At 43.7% G+C, this 18,520-nt stretch carries 16 protein-coding genes; 12 read left to right on the plus strand and 4 right to left on the minus strand.

Annotated features, from left to right (window positions below; genetic code table 11):
- Entirely contained in the window at positions 1 to 1,191 is a 1,191-nt protein-coding gene (locus GKR71_RS03380; RefSeq protein WP_036952569.1) for an efflux RND transporter periplasmic adaptor subunit, read from the minus strand.
- A 134-nt stretch (positions 1,192 to 1,325) separates the two neighbouring features.
- On the opposite strand from GKR71_RS03380, the gene acrR reads away from it, so the two are divergent.
- From acrR to mscK, 3 genes are all read left to right on the plus strand, one after another.
- Positions 1,326 to 1,976 carry a multidrug efflux transporter transcriptional repressor AcrR gene (gene acrR, locus GKR71_RS03385; RefSeq protein WP_036952567.1) on the plus strand — a complete coding sequence of 217 codons (651 nt, stop codon included), beginning with the start codon at positions 1,326 to 1,328 and terminating at the stop codon, positions 1,974 to 1,976.
- Between the two features lie 12 nt (positions 1,977 to 1,988).
- A complete protein-coding gene (locus GKR71_RS03390; RefSeq protein WP_036952565.1) occupies positions 1,989 to 2,342 on the plus strand; it encodes a DsrE/DsrF/TusD sulfur relay family protein in 354 nt (117 codons plus the stop codon).
- Positions 2,343 to 2,486: 144 nt separating this feature from the next.
- Positions 2,487 to 5,876, plus strand: a complete 3,390-nt coding sequence (gene mscK, locus GKR71_RS03395) for a mechanosensitive channel MscK (RefSeq protein ID WP_108478331.1) — start codon at positions 2,487 to 2,489, stop codon at positions 5,874 to 5,876.
- A 12-nt stretch (positions 5,877 to 5,888) separates the two neighbouring features.
- Here the strand turns inward: mscK and GKR71_RS03400 are convergent, their stop codons facing one another.
- Together GKR71_RS03400 and priC are read right to left on the minus strand one after the other, a co-directional pair.
- The gene (locus GKR71_RS03400; RefSeq protein WP_036952561.1) at positions 5,889 to 6,059 is read right to left on the minus strand and encodes a DUF2496 domain-containing protein; all 171 of its coding nucleotides are present in this window, start codon (positions 6,057 to 6,059) and stop codon (positions 5,889 to 5,891) included.
- Between the two features lie 10 nt (positions 6,060 to 6,069).
- A complete protein-coding gene (priC, locus tag GKR71_RS03405) occupies positions 6,070 to 6,618 on the minus strand; it encodes a primosomal replication protein PriC (protein ID WP_036952559.1) in 549 nt (182 codons plus the stop codon).
- A gap of 143 nt (positions 6,619 to 6,761) precedes the next feature.
- On the opposite strand from priC, the gene apt reads away from it, so the two are divergent.
- From apt to GKR71_RS03450, 9 genes are all read left to right on the plus strand, one after another.
- Positions 6,762 to 7,313, plus strand: a complete 552-nt coding sequence (gene apt / locus GKR71_RS03410; protein WP_036952557.1) for an adenine phosphoribosyltransferase — start codon at positions 6,762 to 6,764, stop codon at positions 7,311 to 7,313.
- A 118-nt stretch (positions 7,314 to 7,431) separates the two neighbouring features.
- On the plus strand, positions 7,432 to 9,378 hold the full coding sequence (dnaX, locus tag GKR71_RS03415; RefSeq protein WP_154633947.1) for a DNA polymerase III subunit gamma/tau: 1,947 nt from the start codon (positions 7,432 to 7,434) through the stop codon (positions 9,376 to 9,378).
- Between the two features lie 43 nt (positions 9,379 to 9,421).
- Entirely contained in the window at positions 9,422 to 9,751 is a 330-nt protein-coding gene (locus GKR71_RS03420; protein ID WP_006659291.1) for a YbaB/EbfC family nucleoid-associated protein, read from the plus strand.
- On the plus strand, positions 9,751 to 10,350 hold the full coding sequence (gene recR / locus GKR71_RS03425) for a recombination mediator RecR (RefSeq protein ID WP_036952553.1): 600 nt from the start codon (positions 9,751 to 9,753) through the stop codon (positions 10,348 to 10,350). The genes GKR71_RS03420 and recR overlap by 1 nt, the downstream gene beginning before the upstream one ends.
- A 355-nt stretch (positions 10,351 to 10,705) precedes the next feature.
- A complete protein-coding gene (htpG, locus tag GKR71_RS03430; protein ID WP_108478328.1) occupies positions 10,706 to 12,580 on the plus strand; it encodes a molecular chaperone HtpG in 1,875 nt (624 codons plus the stop codon).
- 192 nt (positions 12,581 to 12,772) lie between these two features.
- A complete protein-coding gene (gene adk, locus GKR71_RS03435) occupies positions 12,773 to 13,417 on the plus strand; it encodes an adenylate kinase (protein WP_036952549.1) in 645 nt (214 codons plus the stop codon).
- A gap of 124 nt (positions 13,418 to 13,541) precedes the next feature.
- The gene (gene hemH / locus GKR71_RS03440; protein ID WP_154600098.1) at positions 13,542 to 14,519 is read left to right on the plus strand and encodes a ferrochelatase; all 978 of its coding nucleotides are present in this window, start codon (positions 13,542 to 13,544) and stop codon (positions 14,517 to 14,519) included.
- Positions 14,520 to 14,627: 108 nt separating this feature from the next.
- Positions 14,628 to 15,755 (plus strand): LPS O-antigen length regulator Wzz(fepE), encoded by a 1,128-nt coding sequence (gene wzz(fepE) / locus GKR71_RS03445; protein ID WP_036952544.1) that lies wholly within the window; start codon positions 14,628 to 14,630, stop codon positions 15,753 to 15,755.
- Positions 15,756 to 15,863: 108 nt separating this feature from the next.
- Positions 15,864 to 17,177 (plus strand): inosine/guanosine kinase, encoded by a 1,314-nt coding sequence (locus tag GKR71_RS03450; protein ID WP_036952541.1) that lies wholly within the window; start codon positions 15,864 to 15,866, stop codon positions 17,175 to 17,177.
- A gap of 73 nt (positions 17,178 to 17,250) precedes the next feature.
- Here the strand turns inward: GKR71_RS03450 and eutH are convergent, their stop codons facing one another.
- Positions 17,251 to 18,501, minus strand: coding sequence for an ethanolamine utilization protein EutH (eutH, locus tag GKR71_RS03455; RefSeq protein ID WP_036952538.1), 1,251 nt, complete (start codon positions 18,499 to 18,501; stop codon positions 17,251 to 17,253).
- Positions 18,502 to 18,520 lie beyond the last annotated feature (19 nt).

The raw sequence follows: 18,520 nt of genomic DNA on the forward strand, positions 1-18,520 counted from the left end.
TTATTTAGACGCGGTTTCAGGTTTTGCCTGAGTGTCTACAATGGATTGGGTTTCTAAGTTTGCTTGCTTCGGCACAACAACCATACCTGGTTTGATTTTCTGTAAGCCAATCACAATGACACGGTCGCCATCTTTCATGCCTTCAGTTACTAACCAGTTGTTGCCAATCGCTTGTGCGACTTGTACTTTGCGTACTTCAACTTTGTTTTCAGCGCCAACAACCATCACTTGCGCATCACCTTGCGGAGTACGTGCAACACCTTGTTGTGGGACTAAAATCGCGTTTTCTTTCACACCATCTTCTAAAATAGCGCGAACAAACATACCCGGCATCAGCTCTTTGTTCGGGTTAGGGAATACTGCACGCATCGTGATGGAACCTGTGGTTTCATCGACAGTAACGTCAGAAAACTCTAATTGCCCTTTCTGCGCGTATTCTTGCCCGCCATTAATGACTAAGCTAACAGGCGCTTTACCCGGTTCTTTTTGCAGAGCACCATTTTCGATTTCAGCTTTTAAACGTAAGAAATCTTCGCTCGACTGAGTGACATCCACGTAGATAGGATCTAACTGTTGAACGCGCATCAGTTCAGTTGCTTGACCAGCTGAAACTAAAGCACCTTCAGTCACGTTGGATTTACCAGTACGTCCACTGATAGGGGCAGTGACTTTGGTGTAATTCAAATTAATACGTGCTGTTTCAACTGCCGCTTCAGCCGCTTTTACTGCAGCCAGTGATTGAGCATACGTTGAGTTCGCTTGATCGTATTCTTGTCGGCTAATGTAATTCGTGCCAAGCAGTGGCTTATAACGTTTAACAGTTAATGCGGCGAGATTAGCATTTGCTTGCGCTTTGGCTAATTCTGCTTTAGCACTATTGTAGGTTGCTTGGAAAGGTGCCGGGTCGATTTGATATAACGATACGCCAGCCTCAACATCGCTACCTTCTTTGTAGTTACGTTTTAGGATGATGCCACTTACTTGTGGGCGAACCTCTGCAATACGAAATGCAGATGTACGGCCTGGGAGTTCGGTCTTAATGGTCAGAGGTTCAGCTTTCAGCGTAACAATTCCTACATCAGGCGCCGGGCGTTCACCGCCACCTTTCTGTTCTTCGTTACAACCAGATAACGCTAAGCCGCCTGAAAGGACCAACAGAGCCAGAGGTAACACCCCTCTGTTTTTTCGCATAAGTTAACCTCAATTAATCGATATGAGTTCAAAACAAAATTAAGAAAAAAAGCAAATTATATGATTTATCACTATGCTATAGTACAAACATACACTAATGTATGTAAATCAGCTTTCGATAAAAACGAGCGTCAATGGCACGAAAAACTAAACAACAGGCTGAAGAAACCCGTCAGGAAATATTAGATGCAGCCATCAAAACATTTTCTGAACGAGGAGTAACAGCCACATCATTAGCCGATATAGCCAAAGCTGCGGGCGTTACCCGTGGAGCTATATATTGGCATTTTAAAAATAAGGTGGATCTGTTCCATCAAGCCTGCGAATTTAGCGATAATCAAATTACTCAAGCTGAGGATTATTATCGTTCGAAATATACCAATGATCCACTTTTAATACTAAGAGAATTGCTAATATATATTCTTACCGATTTTATTAGTACTCCTAAAAACCGCGCGTTAATGGAAATCTTTTTCTTAAAATGTGAGCTCGTCGGAGAAATGGCTTCTGTCGTTGATTTTAAACGTGAAAATTATCTGGCAAGCGAACAGCGGATTATTAAGAATTTACGTGACTGTGTGGATGCAGGGCAACTTCCTGCCGATTTAGATTTAGCGTGTAGTGCGGTTATGATCCGCGCACTGATGTCGGGCTTACTTGAAAACTGGTTATTACAGCCAGAGCGTTTTATTATAGACGCACATACAACGACGTTAGTTGATACTCTATTAGAAACGCTCAAAAATAGCGTTTCGCTGCGAGTCAAACCGACGCCAAACGAATAATCGGAGAAAACCATGTCATCCATTTTGATCATTGCGAATGGCGCACCTTACGGAAGTGAAATGTTGTTTAACTCTCTGCGCTTAGCTATCACAATAAAAGAGCAACACCCTCAAACCGACCTGAAAATTTTCCTAATGTCCGATGCCGTCACTGCAGGGATCACTGCACAAAAACCGAAAGAAGGGTATAACCTTCAGCAAATGTTAGAGATTTTAACCGCGCAAAACGTACCTGTTAAATTATGCAAGACCTGTACTGATGCTCGTGGTATCAGTGAGCTGCCATTAATTGATGGCGTCGAAATCGGTACACTGGTTGATTTAGCTGCGTGGACATTAGACGCCGAAAAAGTTCTCACCTTTTAATTTTATCGCTATTGATTAAAAAAGCTTTTTGAGAATTGAGCTGCGGTTTGCCAAAATTGCAGCTCAAATAGCAAGTTAGAACTAATTGGTATTAGCGCTAAACAATTTAAGTGCTAAATAATAGTAGGATGACAACGAGATATCATGGGCTCACTGATGCAATATAGAAAAGTGTGGTTATATTCAATCAGAATATTTTTGGCATTTGCCATCACTTTTTTCTCTTTTCAAATTTCCGCTGCAACAATTAATAACCTTCCCAGCAAAAACGAGATAAAAACAGAGCTCAATTCGCTAAATAAAAAAAACAATGCGGGGCAAGAAGATAAATTCACTATTGCCGATTTGGAAAAGTCATTAAATTATTATGATGAGCTGGAAAAACTCGATCAGCGTTCAGACGAACTGCAAAAAAAATTAAGTCACTCCGGTGAAGAGTCAAAAAAAGCGGTTCAAGGTTTATTGCAAATAAAAAATCAGAATGAAAATCCTGATATTAACTTTCAGCATCAAATTGAAAATAGCAGCCTGCAACAATTAGAGTCCATGTTGGCAACCCATTTGGATAACCTGCAAGCGGAGCAAAATGATCTCGCCACGTACAACAGCCAACTGATCGGTTTGCAAACTCAACCTGAGCGCGCCCAAGCTATCATGTTGGATAATGCGAGAAGGCTGCAAGAGATCCGCAATGAGCTTAACAGCACATTGACTGACTCCAACAAGCTTCGTCCCTCACAAGTGAATATGCTGCAACTGGAGCAATACCTTCTACAGCAGCAAAACGAATTTCAAAAGCGCGTTCTTCAAGCCAATACGCAACTCCAAGATGTTTTACAGAAACAGCGTGATTACACGGCGGCGTACATTGAGCAACTCGATGCGCGAATTCAGGTGATCCAAGAAGCGATTAGCAAAGAGCGTCTCAGTGATTCCCAATCGACAGTCCGTGAAGCACAAAACACCTCTACGGATGATACCGTACAGCAAAATCCGATTATTCAAAAAGAGGTGGAGATCAATAACAAACTGAGCAACCGCTTGATTGAAGTGACTCAAGACGGCAACAAAATGGTGCAAAATGGCATCCGAGTAAAAACTTGGTTAGAACGTGCCACACAGTCAGAACGAAACTTAAAAGAGCAAATCAACGTATTACGCGGAAGTTTGCTGCTATCGCGAATTCTTTTTCAGCAACAAATTGATTTACCCGCTGATATCTTAACCAAAAACTTACCTGTCACCATCGCCGACCTGCGTTTGGAGCAATTTGATATTAACCAGCAGCGTGATGCGTTATACCAACCTACTGACTACATTAATACTCTGGAGCATGAGCAAGCGGTTAAGGTTGGAGAGCAAGAAAATGCTCGTTTGTTTACCCCAGAAGATAAAGCGGCACTGGTAAAAATCTTGGATGTTCGCCGTGAATTATTGGATGAATTGAATTTACAGCTAGGTGGGCAAATTTCCCAAGCCATTAATTTGCAACTGGATCAAAACCAATTATTGAGTGTGGTCAGCTCGCTTGAGCATACTTTGGCTCAGCAGATTTTCTGGGTAAACAGTAATAAACCGATGGATATCGAGTGGTTAAAAGCGTTTCCAGAAGCGGCCACAAATCAATTAACTCACCTCGATTTTGATTTTTCATTCTCTAGCCTGAAAAAAGGCTTGCTGAGCTCGCTGTGGGTGACGATCCCTTTATTATTGGCGGCACTGATCTTTATCTGGTTGAATCGAAAAATCACCCAACGTCTACATGATATTGACCTGCGTTTATCCAGTCTGCGTAACGACAGCGTATTGAATACACCGTTGGCGCTGTTTCTCACGTTGCTACAAACCATCCCAATCTCATTAGTGGTTATCGCCATTGGTTACTGGTTCTTAAAAACCGGTAACCTGCAAGGGGAGTTTATTTGGTCTTATTTCTTGCAACTCGCTATTTTCTGGGCGCTATTTGAATTAACGTTCAGGGTGTTAAAACCTCAAGGTATTGCAGAGAAACATTTTAATATTGAACATGAAAATGCTCAGCGTATGCGCCGTCGAATGGTGCGTTTATCAGTACCGCTGATCCCGCTTATCTTCTTTTCCACTTATGGAATGATTAACCCGCTGAAGGTGTCTGAGGATGTGATTGGGCAGCTAGTGGTTTCTATCTGTTTATTATTATTGTGTATTTTTACTATCCCGTTCTGTAAACAGGTGTGGAAGGAAACGGGGAGCCACTTAACTCGCTCGATTTTGATTACGTTACTGACATTCTCTCCGCTGATTTTAATCGGCTTGATGATTGCGGGATACTATTACACCACACTCCGTTTAGCCAACCGTTGGTTAGATAGCTTGTACCTGCTGGTGCTTTGGTACATCACATATAATGTTTGTTTACGTGGGTTAAGTTTAGGCGCAAGAAAACTGGCGTATAAGCGTGCGCTTGAGCGCCGAGCGCAGTCAAAACAGCAAGAAGATACTGAAAACGAGCCTATCAAAGAGCCACCAATGACCATTGAGTTGATTAGCCAGCAGTCTCTGCGCTTAACCACAATGGTGCTGTTTATTATTTTTGCGTTTGCGTTTTACGCCATTTGGTCTGATTTTATTACGATTTTCTCCTTCCTCGATAGTGTCCAACTCTGGAGCTATACCGCCACATCAGCGGAAGGGGCGAATATCATGCAGCATGTGACCTTAGCGAACTTGATTTTAGCGGTGGTGATTGTGGTAGTGGCGTGGATCATGACACGCAACCTACCAGGGTTACTGGAAGTGTTGGTATTATCGCGGCTCAAACTGCGCCAAGGTTCCACCTATGCCATCACCACCATGCTGACCTATGTGATTGTCAGTATCGGGGCAATTGCATCCCTTGGGATGATAGGGGTCACGTGGAATCAGTTGCAATGGTTAGCTGCTGCCTTAACCGTTGGTCTCGGTTTTGGTTTACAGGAAATTTTTGCGAACTTCGTTTCGGGGATTATTTTACTGTTCGAAAGACCGATTCGCATTGGGGATACCGTCACCATCGGGACTTACTCGGGAACAATCAGTAAGATCCGTATTCGTGCTACCACGATTGTGGATTTCGATCGCAAAGAGGTGATCATTCCGAACAAAGCATTCGTTACTGAGCGTTTAATCAACTGGTCGCTCTCAGACACGGTCACGCGAATTACGATCTCTTTAGGTGTCGCGTATGGTTCAGATTTGGAAAAAGTGAAGCGCGTATTACTGCAAGCAGCCACCTCTAACAGTAAAGTGATGACGGATCCTGCGCCAGCGGCATATTTCTTAAGTTTTGGTGCCAGCACATTGGATCACGAATTACGTTTTTATGTGCGCCAAATCGGTGAGCGTACTATCACCAGTGATGAAGTGAACCGTGAAATTGACCGGTTATGTCGTGAAAACGATATCAATATCGCCTTCAATCAATTGGAAGTGCATTTGCATAACAATCAAGGGGATGAAGTGCAGGAAGTGACCAAGATTATCAAAGATAAAGATAATGATAAAAATGGCGATTAAAAATAACCTGCGTTAATTATCATTCTGACAGGCTGCTTCGGCGGCCTGTTTGTTGAGATAATCCTGCTTAACCATCTCTAATGCTTTTAGTACGGTATTGGTATCAACTTCAGCTGATTCTAACAAGTAAATTAAATCTACCGCGAGCTGGGTTTCGAGTGGTGCAGTGTCCAGTGTTTCCATTCGCGATCCTTTAATCAAAAAATTGGTTTTCTTGGTGTTCGATGGCTTTTTCAATACGCATTAATGCTTGTCTACAGCGATATAAACGACCAGCCAACGCGGCGAGTTCTTTTTGGCACTGGTGCTGTAAATGTGAGTCAGTTAAGCCACTTAAATAGAGCTCTTTTTCGCTCACCATTGCTTGTAAACGGCGTTCATAATCTTGATGTTGTGATAAACGTTCATATAAATCAACCTGTTCCTTTTTCGACCGAAAAGAATCTTCTTTTTCCCGTAGCCCTTGTGTAGACAGTTCTCGGGAGATAGCTTGCATTTGATGCACGATTTTTTCGGTTAAAAAATTCACTTGCTGGGCATGGTTAAGGGCAACGCTATTACACAATTGCTGATACAAGGTATTGAGCTCTTTCTGGCAATCCCCTAACTTGGTGGATTTATGGCTAAATAGCTGCATATCAAATCGGGAGTGTGAAAACTCATGGTCTTTGATGGGGGCCACGCGCTCCGCTAATTCATCAATCTGCTTTTTCAATGCCTCTAACAGAGCCTGTGTTTTCATTTTTTATTCTCAATAAATGTGAAAAGTGGCGGAATATTGATATCCAACAATAAAACTTACAGCAAATAGACGGCTTCTTATTGCATTTTGATGGTAGTTTGCATAGATTCTACCCTTTCGTATTTACTATATTGGTTTTTATTATGACCGCTAAAGAGCAACAACTGCAATTGATTAAAGAAAGTATCGCGACTATCCCTAACTATCCAAAAGAGGGTGTGCTGTTTCGCGATATTACCACACTGTTAAATGACCCGGCGGCTTATCAAGCGACAATCGATATGCTGGTTGAGCATTATCAAAACAAAGGTGTGACCAAAATTGTTGGTACTGAAGCCCGTGGTTTCCTGTTCGGCGCTCCTGTTGCATTACGCTTAGGCGTAGGTTTTGTGCCTGTGCGTAAAAAAGGCAAATTACCGCGTGAAGTTTTAAGTATGACGTATGATCTGGAATACGGCACCGACACACTGGAAATCCACAAAGACAGCATTACCGCACAAGACAACGTACTGGTGGTAGATGACCTATTAGCAACCGGTGGTACTGTCGAAGCAACCGTGAAAATGATCAAACAGCTAGGCGCAAAAGTGGTGGATGCTGCTTTCGTTATCGGACTGCCAGATTTAGGCGGTGTTGAGCGTTTAGCTAAAGAAGGCGTTACGTCCTACAGTCTTGTTGAGTTCCCAGGCCACTAATCTGCTCCGCACTCTTCTTACTATTTTTACTGCAGTCTCGCCCAATGGGTTGAGGCTGTGGTAGCATGGTACTATTATTATATTTATCAATGTCCCATGTTGAATAACAGTGGAATCCATGAGCTATCAGGTACTTGCCCGTAAGTGGCGCCCCCAAAAATTTTCAGACGTTGTTGGTCAGCAGCATGTGTTGACTGCACTTGCTAATGGGCTTGAGCACCAACGGCTTCATCACGCTTATCTTTTCTCGGGTACCCGCGGTGTCGGGAAAACCACGATCGCCCGTTTGTTTGCCAAAGGGTTAAACTGCGAAACGGGGATCACGGCAACGCCTTGCGGAAAATGCGCCAACTGTTTGGAAATTGAACAGGGGCGATTTGTTGACCTGATTGAGATTGATGCGGCATCACGCACTAAAGTCGAAGATACGCGAGAGTTACTGGATAACGTCCAGTATGCGCCAGCGCGTGGTCGCTTTAAAGTCTACCTAATAGACGAAGTTCACATGTTGTCGCGCCACAGTTTCAATGCGCTGCTTAAAACACTCGAAGAGCCACCGGAACACGTCAAATTTTTACTTGCCACGACCGATCCGCAAAAACTGCCTGTCACGATTTTATCCCGCTGTTTACAGTTCCACCTGAAAGCGCTGGATGTCCCACAAATCAGTGAACAGCTCGAGTTGATCCTGAATGCGGAAAATATTGAGCACGATACTCGTGCTCGTCAGTTGATTGCCCGCGCCGCTGACGGCAGTTTGCGTGATGCGCTGAGCTTGACTGACCAAGCGATAGCTATGGGGCAAGGTAAGGTCACTGCGGATATCGTGAGCCAAATGTTGGGCACGCTTGACGATGAGCAGCCTCTTGCCATTATTGAAGCCCTCGTTCGTGCAGATGGTCTTGGCGTGATGGCTCAAGTGGAGCAAGCCGCTTCCCGTGGCGCTGACTGGGAAAACCTACTGGTTGAAATCCTCTCGCAGCTTCATCGCATCGCGATGATCCAACTGCTGCCAGCGGAGCAAGAAACGGATCCTTCCTCTACAGAAGGGCGCCTAAGACAAGTGGCGCGATTGATTTCCCCAGCGGATCTTCAACTTTTCTACCAAACCTTGCTGGTGGGGCGTAAAGAACTGACATTCGCACCAGAAAGACGCATGGGCGTGGAAATGGCGCTATTAAGAGCGTTAGCCTTCCACCCAAAGAGCATTATTGAAGAAGTGGAGTTGCCGCCGAAATTGGTTTCAAGCGCGCCAGCACCTGCTTTTCAGCCGGAACCAGCACCATCGACGGTAAGGCGCCCAGCCCCGCAACCGGCGAGCGCAGAGAACTTACCAGAAAATAGCCCAACATTGCAGCTATTGAAAGCCAGACAGGCACTACAAACGCCACAAAGTGAGGATCCGAGTCCAAAAAAGACTCATCCGGTGACGTCCGAAAGGGCTAAGCCGGCGGTTTCAGCACTTGAGCGGCTGGCCGCGGTAACCAGCAAACATCAGCAAAATGTGATGGAAAAAGCGTCACAGAAAACAAAGCCTGCGAAGCCGAAGGCATACCAGTGGAAGCCTCAAAATGGTGAGGTTCTCGAGGCAAAAGACGCAGTGACAACGCCTACTGAGATCAAAGAGGCGTTGGAATATGAAAAAACCCCTGAATTAGCAATAAAAATCACCGAAGAAGGGCGTGAACGTGATAGTTGGTCGGGGGAAATCGCGCAATTAAATATTCCGAAGCTAGTTGAACAATTGGCTTTGAATTCATATAAAGAAGAATTGAACGAGTCGCAAATTGTATTGCACTTGCGCTCCGCTCAACGCCATCTTGATAAACCTAGCGCTCTAAAAGCGTTACAAGATGCGTTGAGTGAACATTATGGTCGCCCTGTTGAACTGAAAATCGTTCACGATGATAATACGGCGGTGAAAACGCCGTTGGAATGGCGTCAGGCGATTTATGAAGAGAAACTGGCGCAAGCCCGTCAGTCTATTATTGCGGATAAAACAATTCAAAAATTGCGTGCCATGTTTGATGCGCAGTTGGATGAAGAGAGTATTCGCCCCGTTTAACGCTACAGTTGCGAATCTGTAGCCTCAGTTGTGAGAGAAAACTATGTTTGGTAAAGGTGGATTGGGTAACCTGATGAAACAGGCCCAGCAAATGCAAGATAAAATGCAGAAAGTTCAGGAAGAAATCGCTCAACTCGAAGCTACTGGCGAATCTGGTGCTGGCTTAGTCAAAGTGACCATCAATGGTTCACATAACTGCCGCCGTGTTGAAATCGATCCTAGCCTGTTAGAAGACGACAAAGATATGCTGGAAGACTTGATTGCTGCGGCATTCAACGACGCAGCTCGTCGTATCGAAGAAACGCAAAAAGAAAAAATGGCTAGCGTATCTAGCGGTATGCAACTGCCACCAGGCTTTAAGATGCCATTCTAATGCAAACGAGTCCGCTTCTTGAATCATTGATGGAAGCGCTGCGCTGTCTCCCCGGTGTGGGACCCAAGTCAGCGCAGCGAATGGCTTTCCAACTTCTGCAACGTGACCGTAGTGGCGGAATGCGTTTGGCTCAGTCGCTGACTCGTGCAATGTCCGAAATCGGGCATTGCCGCGACTGCCGCACATTTACTGAGCAAGACACCTGCAATATCTGCGATAACCCGCGTCGTCAGCAAAATGGGCTGATTTGCGTAGTGGAAAGTCCCGCAGATATCTACGCTATCGAGCAAACCGGGCAATTCTCGGGGCGCTATTTCGTACTCATGGGGCATTTGTCGCCATTAGACGGCATTGGACCGATGGATATCGGGCTGGATAGGCTCGAAGAACGACTGGCATCGGAAAACATCACTGAAGTGATTTTGGCAACCAACCCGACAGTAGAAGGGGAGGCGACGGCGAACTATATTGGGCAGATGTGTGCGCAGTATGGGGTGGCGGCGAGCCGGATTGCTCATGGGGTGCCTGTCGGCGGTGAGTTAGAAATGGTCGATAGCACGACGCTTTCTCATTCGTTGTCAGGCCGCTCGAAATTGTAGCATCCTCGTCATATTTCAAATTGTAGGGGGTGTTGGCTGCACAACCTCACCCTAGTCACATACTTCAGTATGCTCCTAGGGATAAGCTTGCTTGCCGCCTACCTACAACTTTGAACTATTTAGAGGATGATGGTGGGGAGTTGATTTTAAAATTTAAAGGCAAACCTCTCAAAGCAAAAATATTAAAGCAAAACCTTCCAAGCAAAAGCATCGTAGTTTTTGGTCATTTCCTTTTGTTCATATTAATTTGGCTGCTAATTTGTGGTTAGTGGTTGAATTCTATTTTTTTGTCCCCAAATTAGTTTCCATCGATAAGTCAAAACTAACTATTAGATTGATGATATAGAGGCGATTAATGAGTATGAAAGGACAAGAAACTCGTGGGTTTCAATCAGAAGTCAAACAACTGCTCCAGTTGATGATCCACTCTCTTTACTCAAATAAAGAAATTTTTCTGCGTGAGCTAATTTCCAACGCATCCGATGCGGCGGATAAACTGCGTTTTCGTGCATTATCTAAGCCTGAACTGTATGAAAATGATGGCGAACTGCGTGTGCGTATTAGCGCAGACAAAGACAAAGGTACTCTCACTATCAGTGACAACGGCATCGGTATGAGCCGTGAAGAAGTGATTGAAAACTTAGGAACCATCGCTAAATCAGGCACTAAATCATTTTTAGAATCATTAGGCAGCGATCAAGTTAAAGATAGCCAAATGATCGGTCAGTTTGGTGTGGGTTTCTATTCTGCGTTTATTGTCGCGGATAAAGTCACCGTTCGTAGCCGCGCCGCAGGTGCTGAAGCGAGCGAAGGGGTATTCTGGGAATCTGCTGGCGAAGGTGAATACACTATCGCAGATATCGAAAAAGCCGATCGCGGAACCGAAATCACCTTACATCTACGTGATGACGAAAAAGAGTTTTTAGATAACTGGCGCTTACGTTCTGTTATCAGCAAGTATTCTGACCATATTGCACTGCCCGTTGAAATCGAAGAGAAAAACGAAGAAGACGGCACGGTTACTTGGGAAAAAATTAACCAAGCAAAAGCGCTGTGGACTCGCAGTAAATCTGAAATTTCGGATGAAGAATATGTGGAATTCTACAAGCATATCTCCCACGACTACGCAGACCCACTAACTTGGGCGCATAACCGTGTGGAAGGGAAGCAAGAATATACCAGCCTGCTGTATATTCCATCTCAAGCGCCATTTGATATGTGGAACCGCGACCAGCGCCATGGTTTAAAACTGTATGTTCAACGCGTCTTTATTATGGATGATGCTGAGCAATTTATGCCTAATTACCTGCGTTTCGTTCGTGGGGTATTGGATTCTAACGATTTACCGTTGAACGTTTCCCGTGAAATTCTGCAAGACAGCGCTCTGACGCGTAACTTGCGCAGTGCACTGACAAAACGTGTTCTGCAAACACTGGAAAAACTGGCGAAAAACGATGCAGAGAAATACCAAACTTTCTGGCAGCAATTCGGTCTGGTCATGAAAGAAGGTCCTGCGGAAGATATGGGGAACGGTGAAGCGATTGCAAAACTGCTGCGCTTTGCGACCACCCATAACGACAGTAGCGTACAAAATGTTTCGCTGGAAGACTACGTAAGCCGCATGGTGGAAGGTCAGGATAAGATTTACTTTATTACTGCCGATAGTTACGCCGCTGCGAAAAGCAGCCCGCATTTAGAGCTGTTCCGTAAGAAAGGCATCGAGGTTCTGCTGTTATCTGATCGCATTGACGAATGGATGATGAACTATCTCTCTGAGTTTGATGGTAAACAGTTCCAATCTGTGAGCAAAGCCGACGAGTCATTAGACAAGTTAGCGGATGAAAATAAAGCGGAACAAGAAGAAGCAGAGAAGCAGTTAGAGCCATTTGTTGAGCGCGTGAAAACCTTCTTGGGCGACCGTGTGAAAGAGGTTAAATTGACTCACCGTTTAACCGATACACCAGCCATTGTGACCACCGATGCGGATGAAATGAGCACCCAAATGGCGAAATTATTCGCTGCTGCGGGTCAAGCGGCGCCAGAAGTGAAATATAACTTCGAGCTAAACCCGAACCATGCATTGGTGAAAAAAGCGTCTGAAGTGGAAGATGAGAGCATGTTTGCAGATTGGGTGGATGTACTACTCGACCAAGCCCTACTGGCAGAGCGTGGTACGCTGGAAGATCCAAACTTATTTATTAAAAAAATCAACGAGTTACTTTTAAAGTAGTCTATTAAGGTATTTTCGTTTTCGAACATAAACCACGTAAAAAAGCGATTTTTTGCGTGGTTTTTTTCTTTTGCGAAAAAAGATAAATGGGAAAACGTTTACGTGTCTTCTTGAGTCAGATGCCATGCTAATGGTATGGTAGAGCGTTTTCTTTTCAAATTATAAAAAACTAAATAGCAAGGGGTTTACGCAATGCGTATCATTCTGCTTGGCGCTCCAGGCGCTGGTAAGGGCACTCAAGCTCAATTTATTATGGAGAAGTTTGGGATCCCTCAGATTTCAACCGGCGACATGCTACGTGCCGCGGTAAAATCAGGGAGCGAATTAGGTTTACAAGCTAAAGAGCTGATGGATAACGGCAAATTAGTGACTGATGAACTGGTTATCGCATTAGTGAAAGAGCGCATCAAACAAGATGACTGTCGCAATGGCTTCTTGTTGGATGGGTTCCCGCGTACCATTCCTCAAGCGGATGCAATGAAAGAAGCAGGCATCAACGTTGATTACGTTTTAGAATTCGATGTTCCTGACGAAATCATTGTTGAACGTATCATTGGTCGCCGTGTTCACGCACCTTCAGGTCGTGTTTATCACGTCACTTTCAACCCACCTAAAGTTGAAAACAAAGATGACGTAACTGGCGATGAATTAACTATCCGTAAAGACGACCAAGAAGACACGGTTCGTAAACGTTTAGTTGAATATCATGCACTGACTGCGCCATTAATCGCTTACTATCAAAATGAAGCGAAAGCGAGCAGCACTCAGTACTTCAAGTTAGACGGTACTCGTAAAGTGACTGAAGTGAGCGCAGAGTTAGCAAAAATTTTAGGCTAATTTTTAACGCATCATATAAAAAGGCAGCATTAATCGCTGCCTTTCTTTTTGTGCCACAAGTTGGCAAAATTAGTTATTAAAATCTGTTATTGTTGGGAATAATTATCAATTAGGAGCTGTTCTAATGTTAGAAAAAAAATATGGAATTCTATTGGTAAATTTGGGAACGCCCGATGCCCCAACAACAACAGCCGTTAAACGCTATTTAGCTGAATTCTTAACTGACCCGCGTGTTATTGATGTTTCCCCATTGATTTGGAAGCCTATTTTATATGGTGCTATTTTGCCAATCCGCGCTTCCAAAGTGGCAAAACTTTATGGCTCAATTTGGATGGATGAAGGCTCGCCATTATTAGTTTATTCACAGCGTCAAAAAGAAAAATTATCTGCATTTTTTCCTAATACACCGATTGAGCTGGGAATGACTTACGGCTCGCCGTCAATAAAGAGTGCTATCGACAGCTTGATTGCGCAAGATGTGACGGAATTAGTGGTTTTACCGCTGTATCCACAATATTCCTGCACCACGACGGCTGCCGTCTATGAGGCTATCACTCGCGCTTTTAAACCTATGCGGACTATCCCGTCGGTGCAATTTATCCGTAGTTACGCCACTCATCCTGCGTATATTCAAGCCTTAGCGGAATCCATCGAAGCCAGTTTTGCTAAACACGGTGAACCAGATAGGTTGATCCTCTCTTTCCACGGTATCCCGCAGCGTTACTGCGACTCAGGGGATATTTATGATAAAGAGTGTGAGCAAACCACCGAATTATTAAAGCAAGCCCTGAAATTCCCAAGTGACCGAGTGTTAATGACTTACCAATCTCGATTTGGTCGTGAACCATGGTTAAGCCCATACACGGATCAGACGATGAAAAAGCTACCGTCAGAGGGGGTTAAGTCAGTGCAAGTGGTTTGCCCAGGGTTTTCGGTGGACTGTTTAGAAACATTAGAAGAAATTAGCGAGCAAAATAAAGAATTTTTCTTACATAATGGTGGTGAGCAATATCGTTATATTCCTGCACTGAATGACAGCGATATCAGCATTAATATGATTCAGTTAATTCTGAAAAATCACTTAGAAAGAGTGATTTCATAGGTAATTTCATAAAGAAGGTTAATGGTTATATCCAAAACTTAAATTTTGACTATAATTATGACCTCAATATTCAATGGTACAATTTAGAGTGCGTTGTTTGGAATTAACATGACTGAAAAAACCAATTTATCTCCAGAATTAAAAAAACAGCTAGAGCAAGATCCGCAATATAAATTGCAGCACAATGATGAAATAGATCTCATGGCGTTGATAGCGGTTCTGTTCAAGAATAAATTATTGATTATTATTGCAACAGTCATTGTTACCGCACTGAGTATTGGGGTTGTCAAAATGTTACCTCAGAAATGGACGAGTGAAGCGATTATTATCCCGCCAACGTCTGAAGAGGTAAAAGAAGCTAATGAATTTTCAGCGCACTTAAATGCATTAGGCATGGAAGTCGACTTAAGTTCTCAGCGTATTTACAACGAATTTATTGTTCAATACCGCTCTAAAGTTAACCAAGAAGCCTTCGTTAAAAGCACCGATTATTTTAAAACACTGCTTGATAAGCTTGAGAATAAAAATGATCCGCTCGAGGTTCAACGCTTAGTGAATCGCATTATTGCGGATTCGATTAAACTTAAATACAACGGTAAAGAAAAAGACAGTGATGATAGCGACATTGTTCTGTCATTTACCGCGCCAACAGCGGTTGAAGCGCAAGATTTAATGGATGGGTATATTCGTTATACAGCGAGTATTGTCCGTAAAAGAATGAAAACAGAAGTGGATAATGCAATTTCACGCCAACTGATTTATAGCGTTGAAGCATTAAAACAAGATACCAACAAAATCCAGATTTCTTATGACGTTAAAATTGAGCGTTTAAAACGCGCTATTACTATCGCGAAAGCCGCTGGAATTACGCGTCCTATCGCAAGAGATTCAGTGGCCATTAATGATGACCCTGATTATCCAATTGCATTAGGTTCAGAAGCGTTAGAAGAAAAATTGGGGATTGAGTTAAAGAACCGCGACTTAGCGCTGATCAGTGAAAAACTGCAAAATGCAAAAGTCTATATTGAAAACTTAAACTCACTCACAACTAAAGAATTAGATTTTGAGCCTATCAGATTTATTCTGACTCCAGATTTACCGATTACTAAAGATTCCCCTAAATCGATGCTTATCGTGGCATTAGGCGCTATTCTTGGCTTTATTATGAGCTGTGCGTTTGTACTAGGTCGTGACCTGTACCGTAACTATAATCAGCAAAATACTCGCCGTAAGTAATCACTCTAAAGCATTATAAATACCTAACCGGCACCTTTTTATCGAAGGGTGCTGGTTTTGTTTTATCGTGTTAGAATACGGAAATGTTCCTTTTTTAATGTTCCCAATATGAAATTCCCCGGTCAACGCAAATCTAAACATTACTTTCCCGTCTCCCTCAGAGATCCTCTTTTACAACCGATGAAAGAGATGCTCTCTGATGATGAAAACTGCAAATCGTATATTGTGGGTATCGACCAAACACTCGTCGATATCGAAGCCAAAATTGATGATGAATTTATTGAACGTTATCAATTAAGTAAAGGTCACTCTTTAGTCATCGAAGATGATGCGGCTGAAGCGCTCTACAAAGAGCTCACCGATAAGAAACTGATCACCCATGAATTTGCAGGCGGTACGATAGGAAATACGCTTCACAATTACTCTGTCTTAGCCGATGACCGCTCCGTCTTATTGGGCACGATGTGCAACAATATTCAGATTGGTAGTTATGCTTATCGCTACCTCTGCCATACTTCAAGCCGAATGGATCTAAACTACCTACAAGGGGTCGATGGTCCTATTGGGCGCTGTTTTACGCTCGTCACTGATAACGGTGAACGTACGTTTGCAATTAGCCCTGGACATATGAACCGCTTGCACCCTGATAGCATACCTGAAGAGATTATTGCAGGCGCATCAGCGTTGGTATTAACGGCTTATTTAGTGCGTTGTAAGCCGGGGGAAACGATGCCGGATGCGACGATGCAAGCTATCCATTATGCGAAAAAACATAATGTTCCCGTGGTACTGACATTGGGAACCAAGTTTGTTATCGCTCAAGATCCGCAATTCTGGCGTGATTTCCTTAAAGATCATGTATCAGTAGTCGCCATGAACGAAGATGAAGCCTTGGAATTAACTGGCTTTAGCGATCCCCTATTGGCATCTAATATGGCGCTGGATTGGGTTGACCTTGTTCTGTGTACAGCAGGACCTTCAGGGCTGTATATGGCAGGCTTTACGGAAGAAGAATATAAACGTAAAACTCAGCACCCATTACTGCCGGGAGCAATTGCTGAATTTAACCTGTATGAATTTAGCCGCGCGATGCGCATGCAAGATTGTAAACAACCTCGTCGTATCTTCTCCCATATTGAGCCGTATATGGGCGGTCCCGAAAAAATCATGAATACCAATGGTGCGGGTGATGGTGCATTATCTGCGTTACTGCATGATATTACGGCGAATTCATATCACCGTTCAAATGTGCCTAATTCCAGTAAGCACGAGCGTCAATATCTCACTTATTCCTCACTGGCACAGGTGTGTAAGTATGCGAACCGTGTAAGTTATCAAGTGCTTTCTCAGCATTCACCGCGCTTAACTCGCGGGCTACCAGAAAAAGAAGATAGCTTAGAAGAGTCCTATTGGGATCGCTAACTTGGAATAAGTAATGCTGAAATAAAAAAACACCTCGAATGAGGTGTTTTTGTTTTTATCATGACGCTAACTATTACGCTTCTTTGGCGATCCCCGCAGGGTGCTCAGCTTTAACCGCCTCAACCGCTTTCTCATCTTCTTGTTCATAGCGCATCGCTTGTGGAACAGAGATTTTAATCGCAATAAATACCGCTAAGAAACCGCCCACTAATTTACCTAACAGAATTGGTAGCACCAATGTGGGTTGGAAGTTTGCGGTAAAGGCTAAGTGGTCGCCAATCGTCGCTTGAGCACAGACCCCAAAGGCTACGCACAACACTTTATCCCTTGCACGCATTTCTTTGAATAAGTGGTAAGTTGCAATGATATTTGCCATCACCATGATGAAACCCAGAGAACCTGTATCGCTCAGTTTTAATCGGCGGCTGAGTGCGCTGACTAGTGGCTTGCAGTAACGTTGGAACAGGTAACAGATAGGGAATGTACCTGCGAGCATGATCCCGATATAACCTGCAATCTCGATCGCACGGAATAACTCATTTTGATCGGCAAATAGTGGATCGAATCCCCAAGCCCCAAAGACTTTACTAAATACGCCGGTAAAATGTTCCACAATGGAGAAGGCTAATACTAATTTCACGAATGCATCCATGATCTTACCGAAGATCAGAAAGCCCGTAACCATTAGCATTGGACGATATTTTAATCCCGCAGCCAGCAAGAAACAGAAAACGAATAGCGGCATTAAATATTGCAGCATCGTCAAGAAATCAAGAGTGAGTTGATGAGTCGCTGGGGAGTTCGTCGAAATAATATCGCGAACAGGGATATTATTCAGTGTGATCAACAGCAATGAAGCCAATACCCCGAATGGGATTGAGATCAATCCTGCCATTGCCCCTAAGGCTAAATATTTGTGATCTTTACGATTTAACATCGTTAAACCAACGGGGATCAGATACACAATGGTTGCCCCAGATGTATAACCGATCAACATCGCAGTGATCCACATATCGCGATTCGTCGTTAAGGCGTCTGCTAACTGATATCCGCCCATATCTACCGCGATAATGGATAGTGCTGCGATAGAAACATCAGAGCCAACAGAGCTAAATACTGGTCCTAAGATGTAAGATATCAATTGTGAAAGTAGCGGAACGGCAGCCATGATCCCTGCTTGAGCGAGAAACACAGGACCAATAGAAAAAATACCGTTTACAAACTCTTTTCCGAGGTCGCTGGCAGGTCTGACAATCGATGCAACAGCGCCAATCACGGCGCCGCACATGATTAAGTAGATAATATAGTTTCCGAATTCGGCCATAGTAGGGTTTCCTTTCTTT

The organism is Providencia sp. wls1922 (assembly GCF_009706505.1).
Lineage (GTDB): Bacteria > Pseudomonadota > Gammaproteobacteria > Enterobacterales > Enterobacteriaceae > Providencia > Providencia lanzhouensis.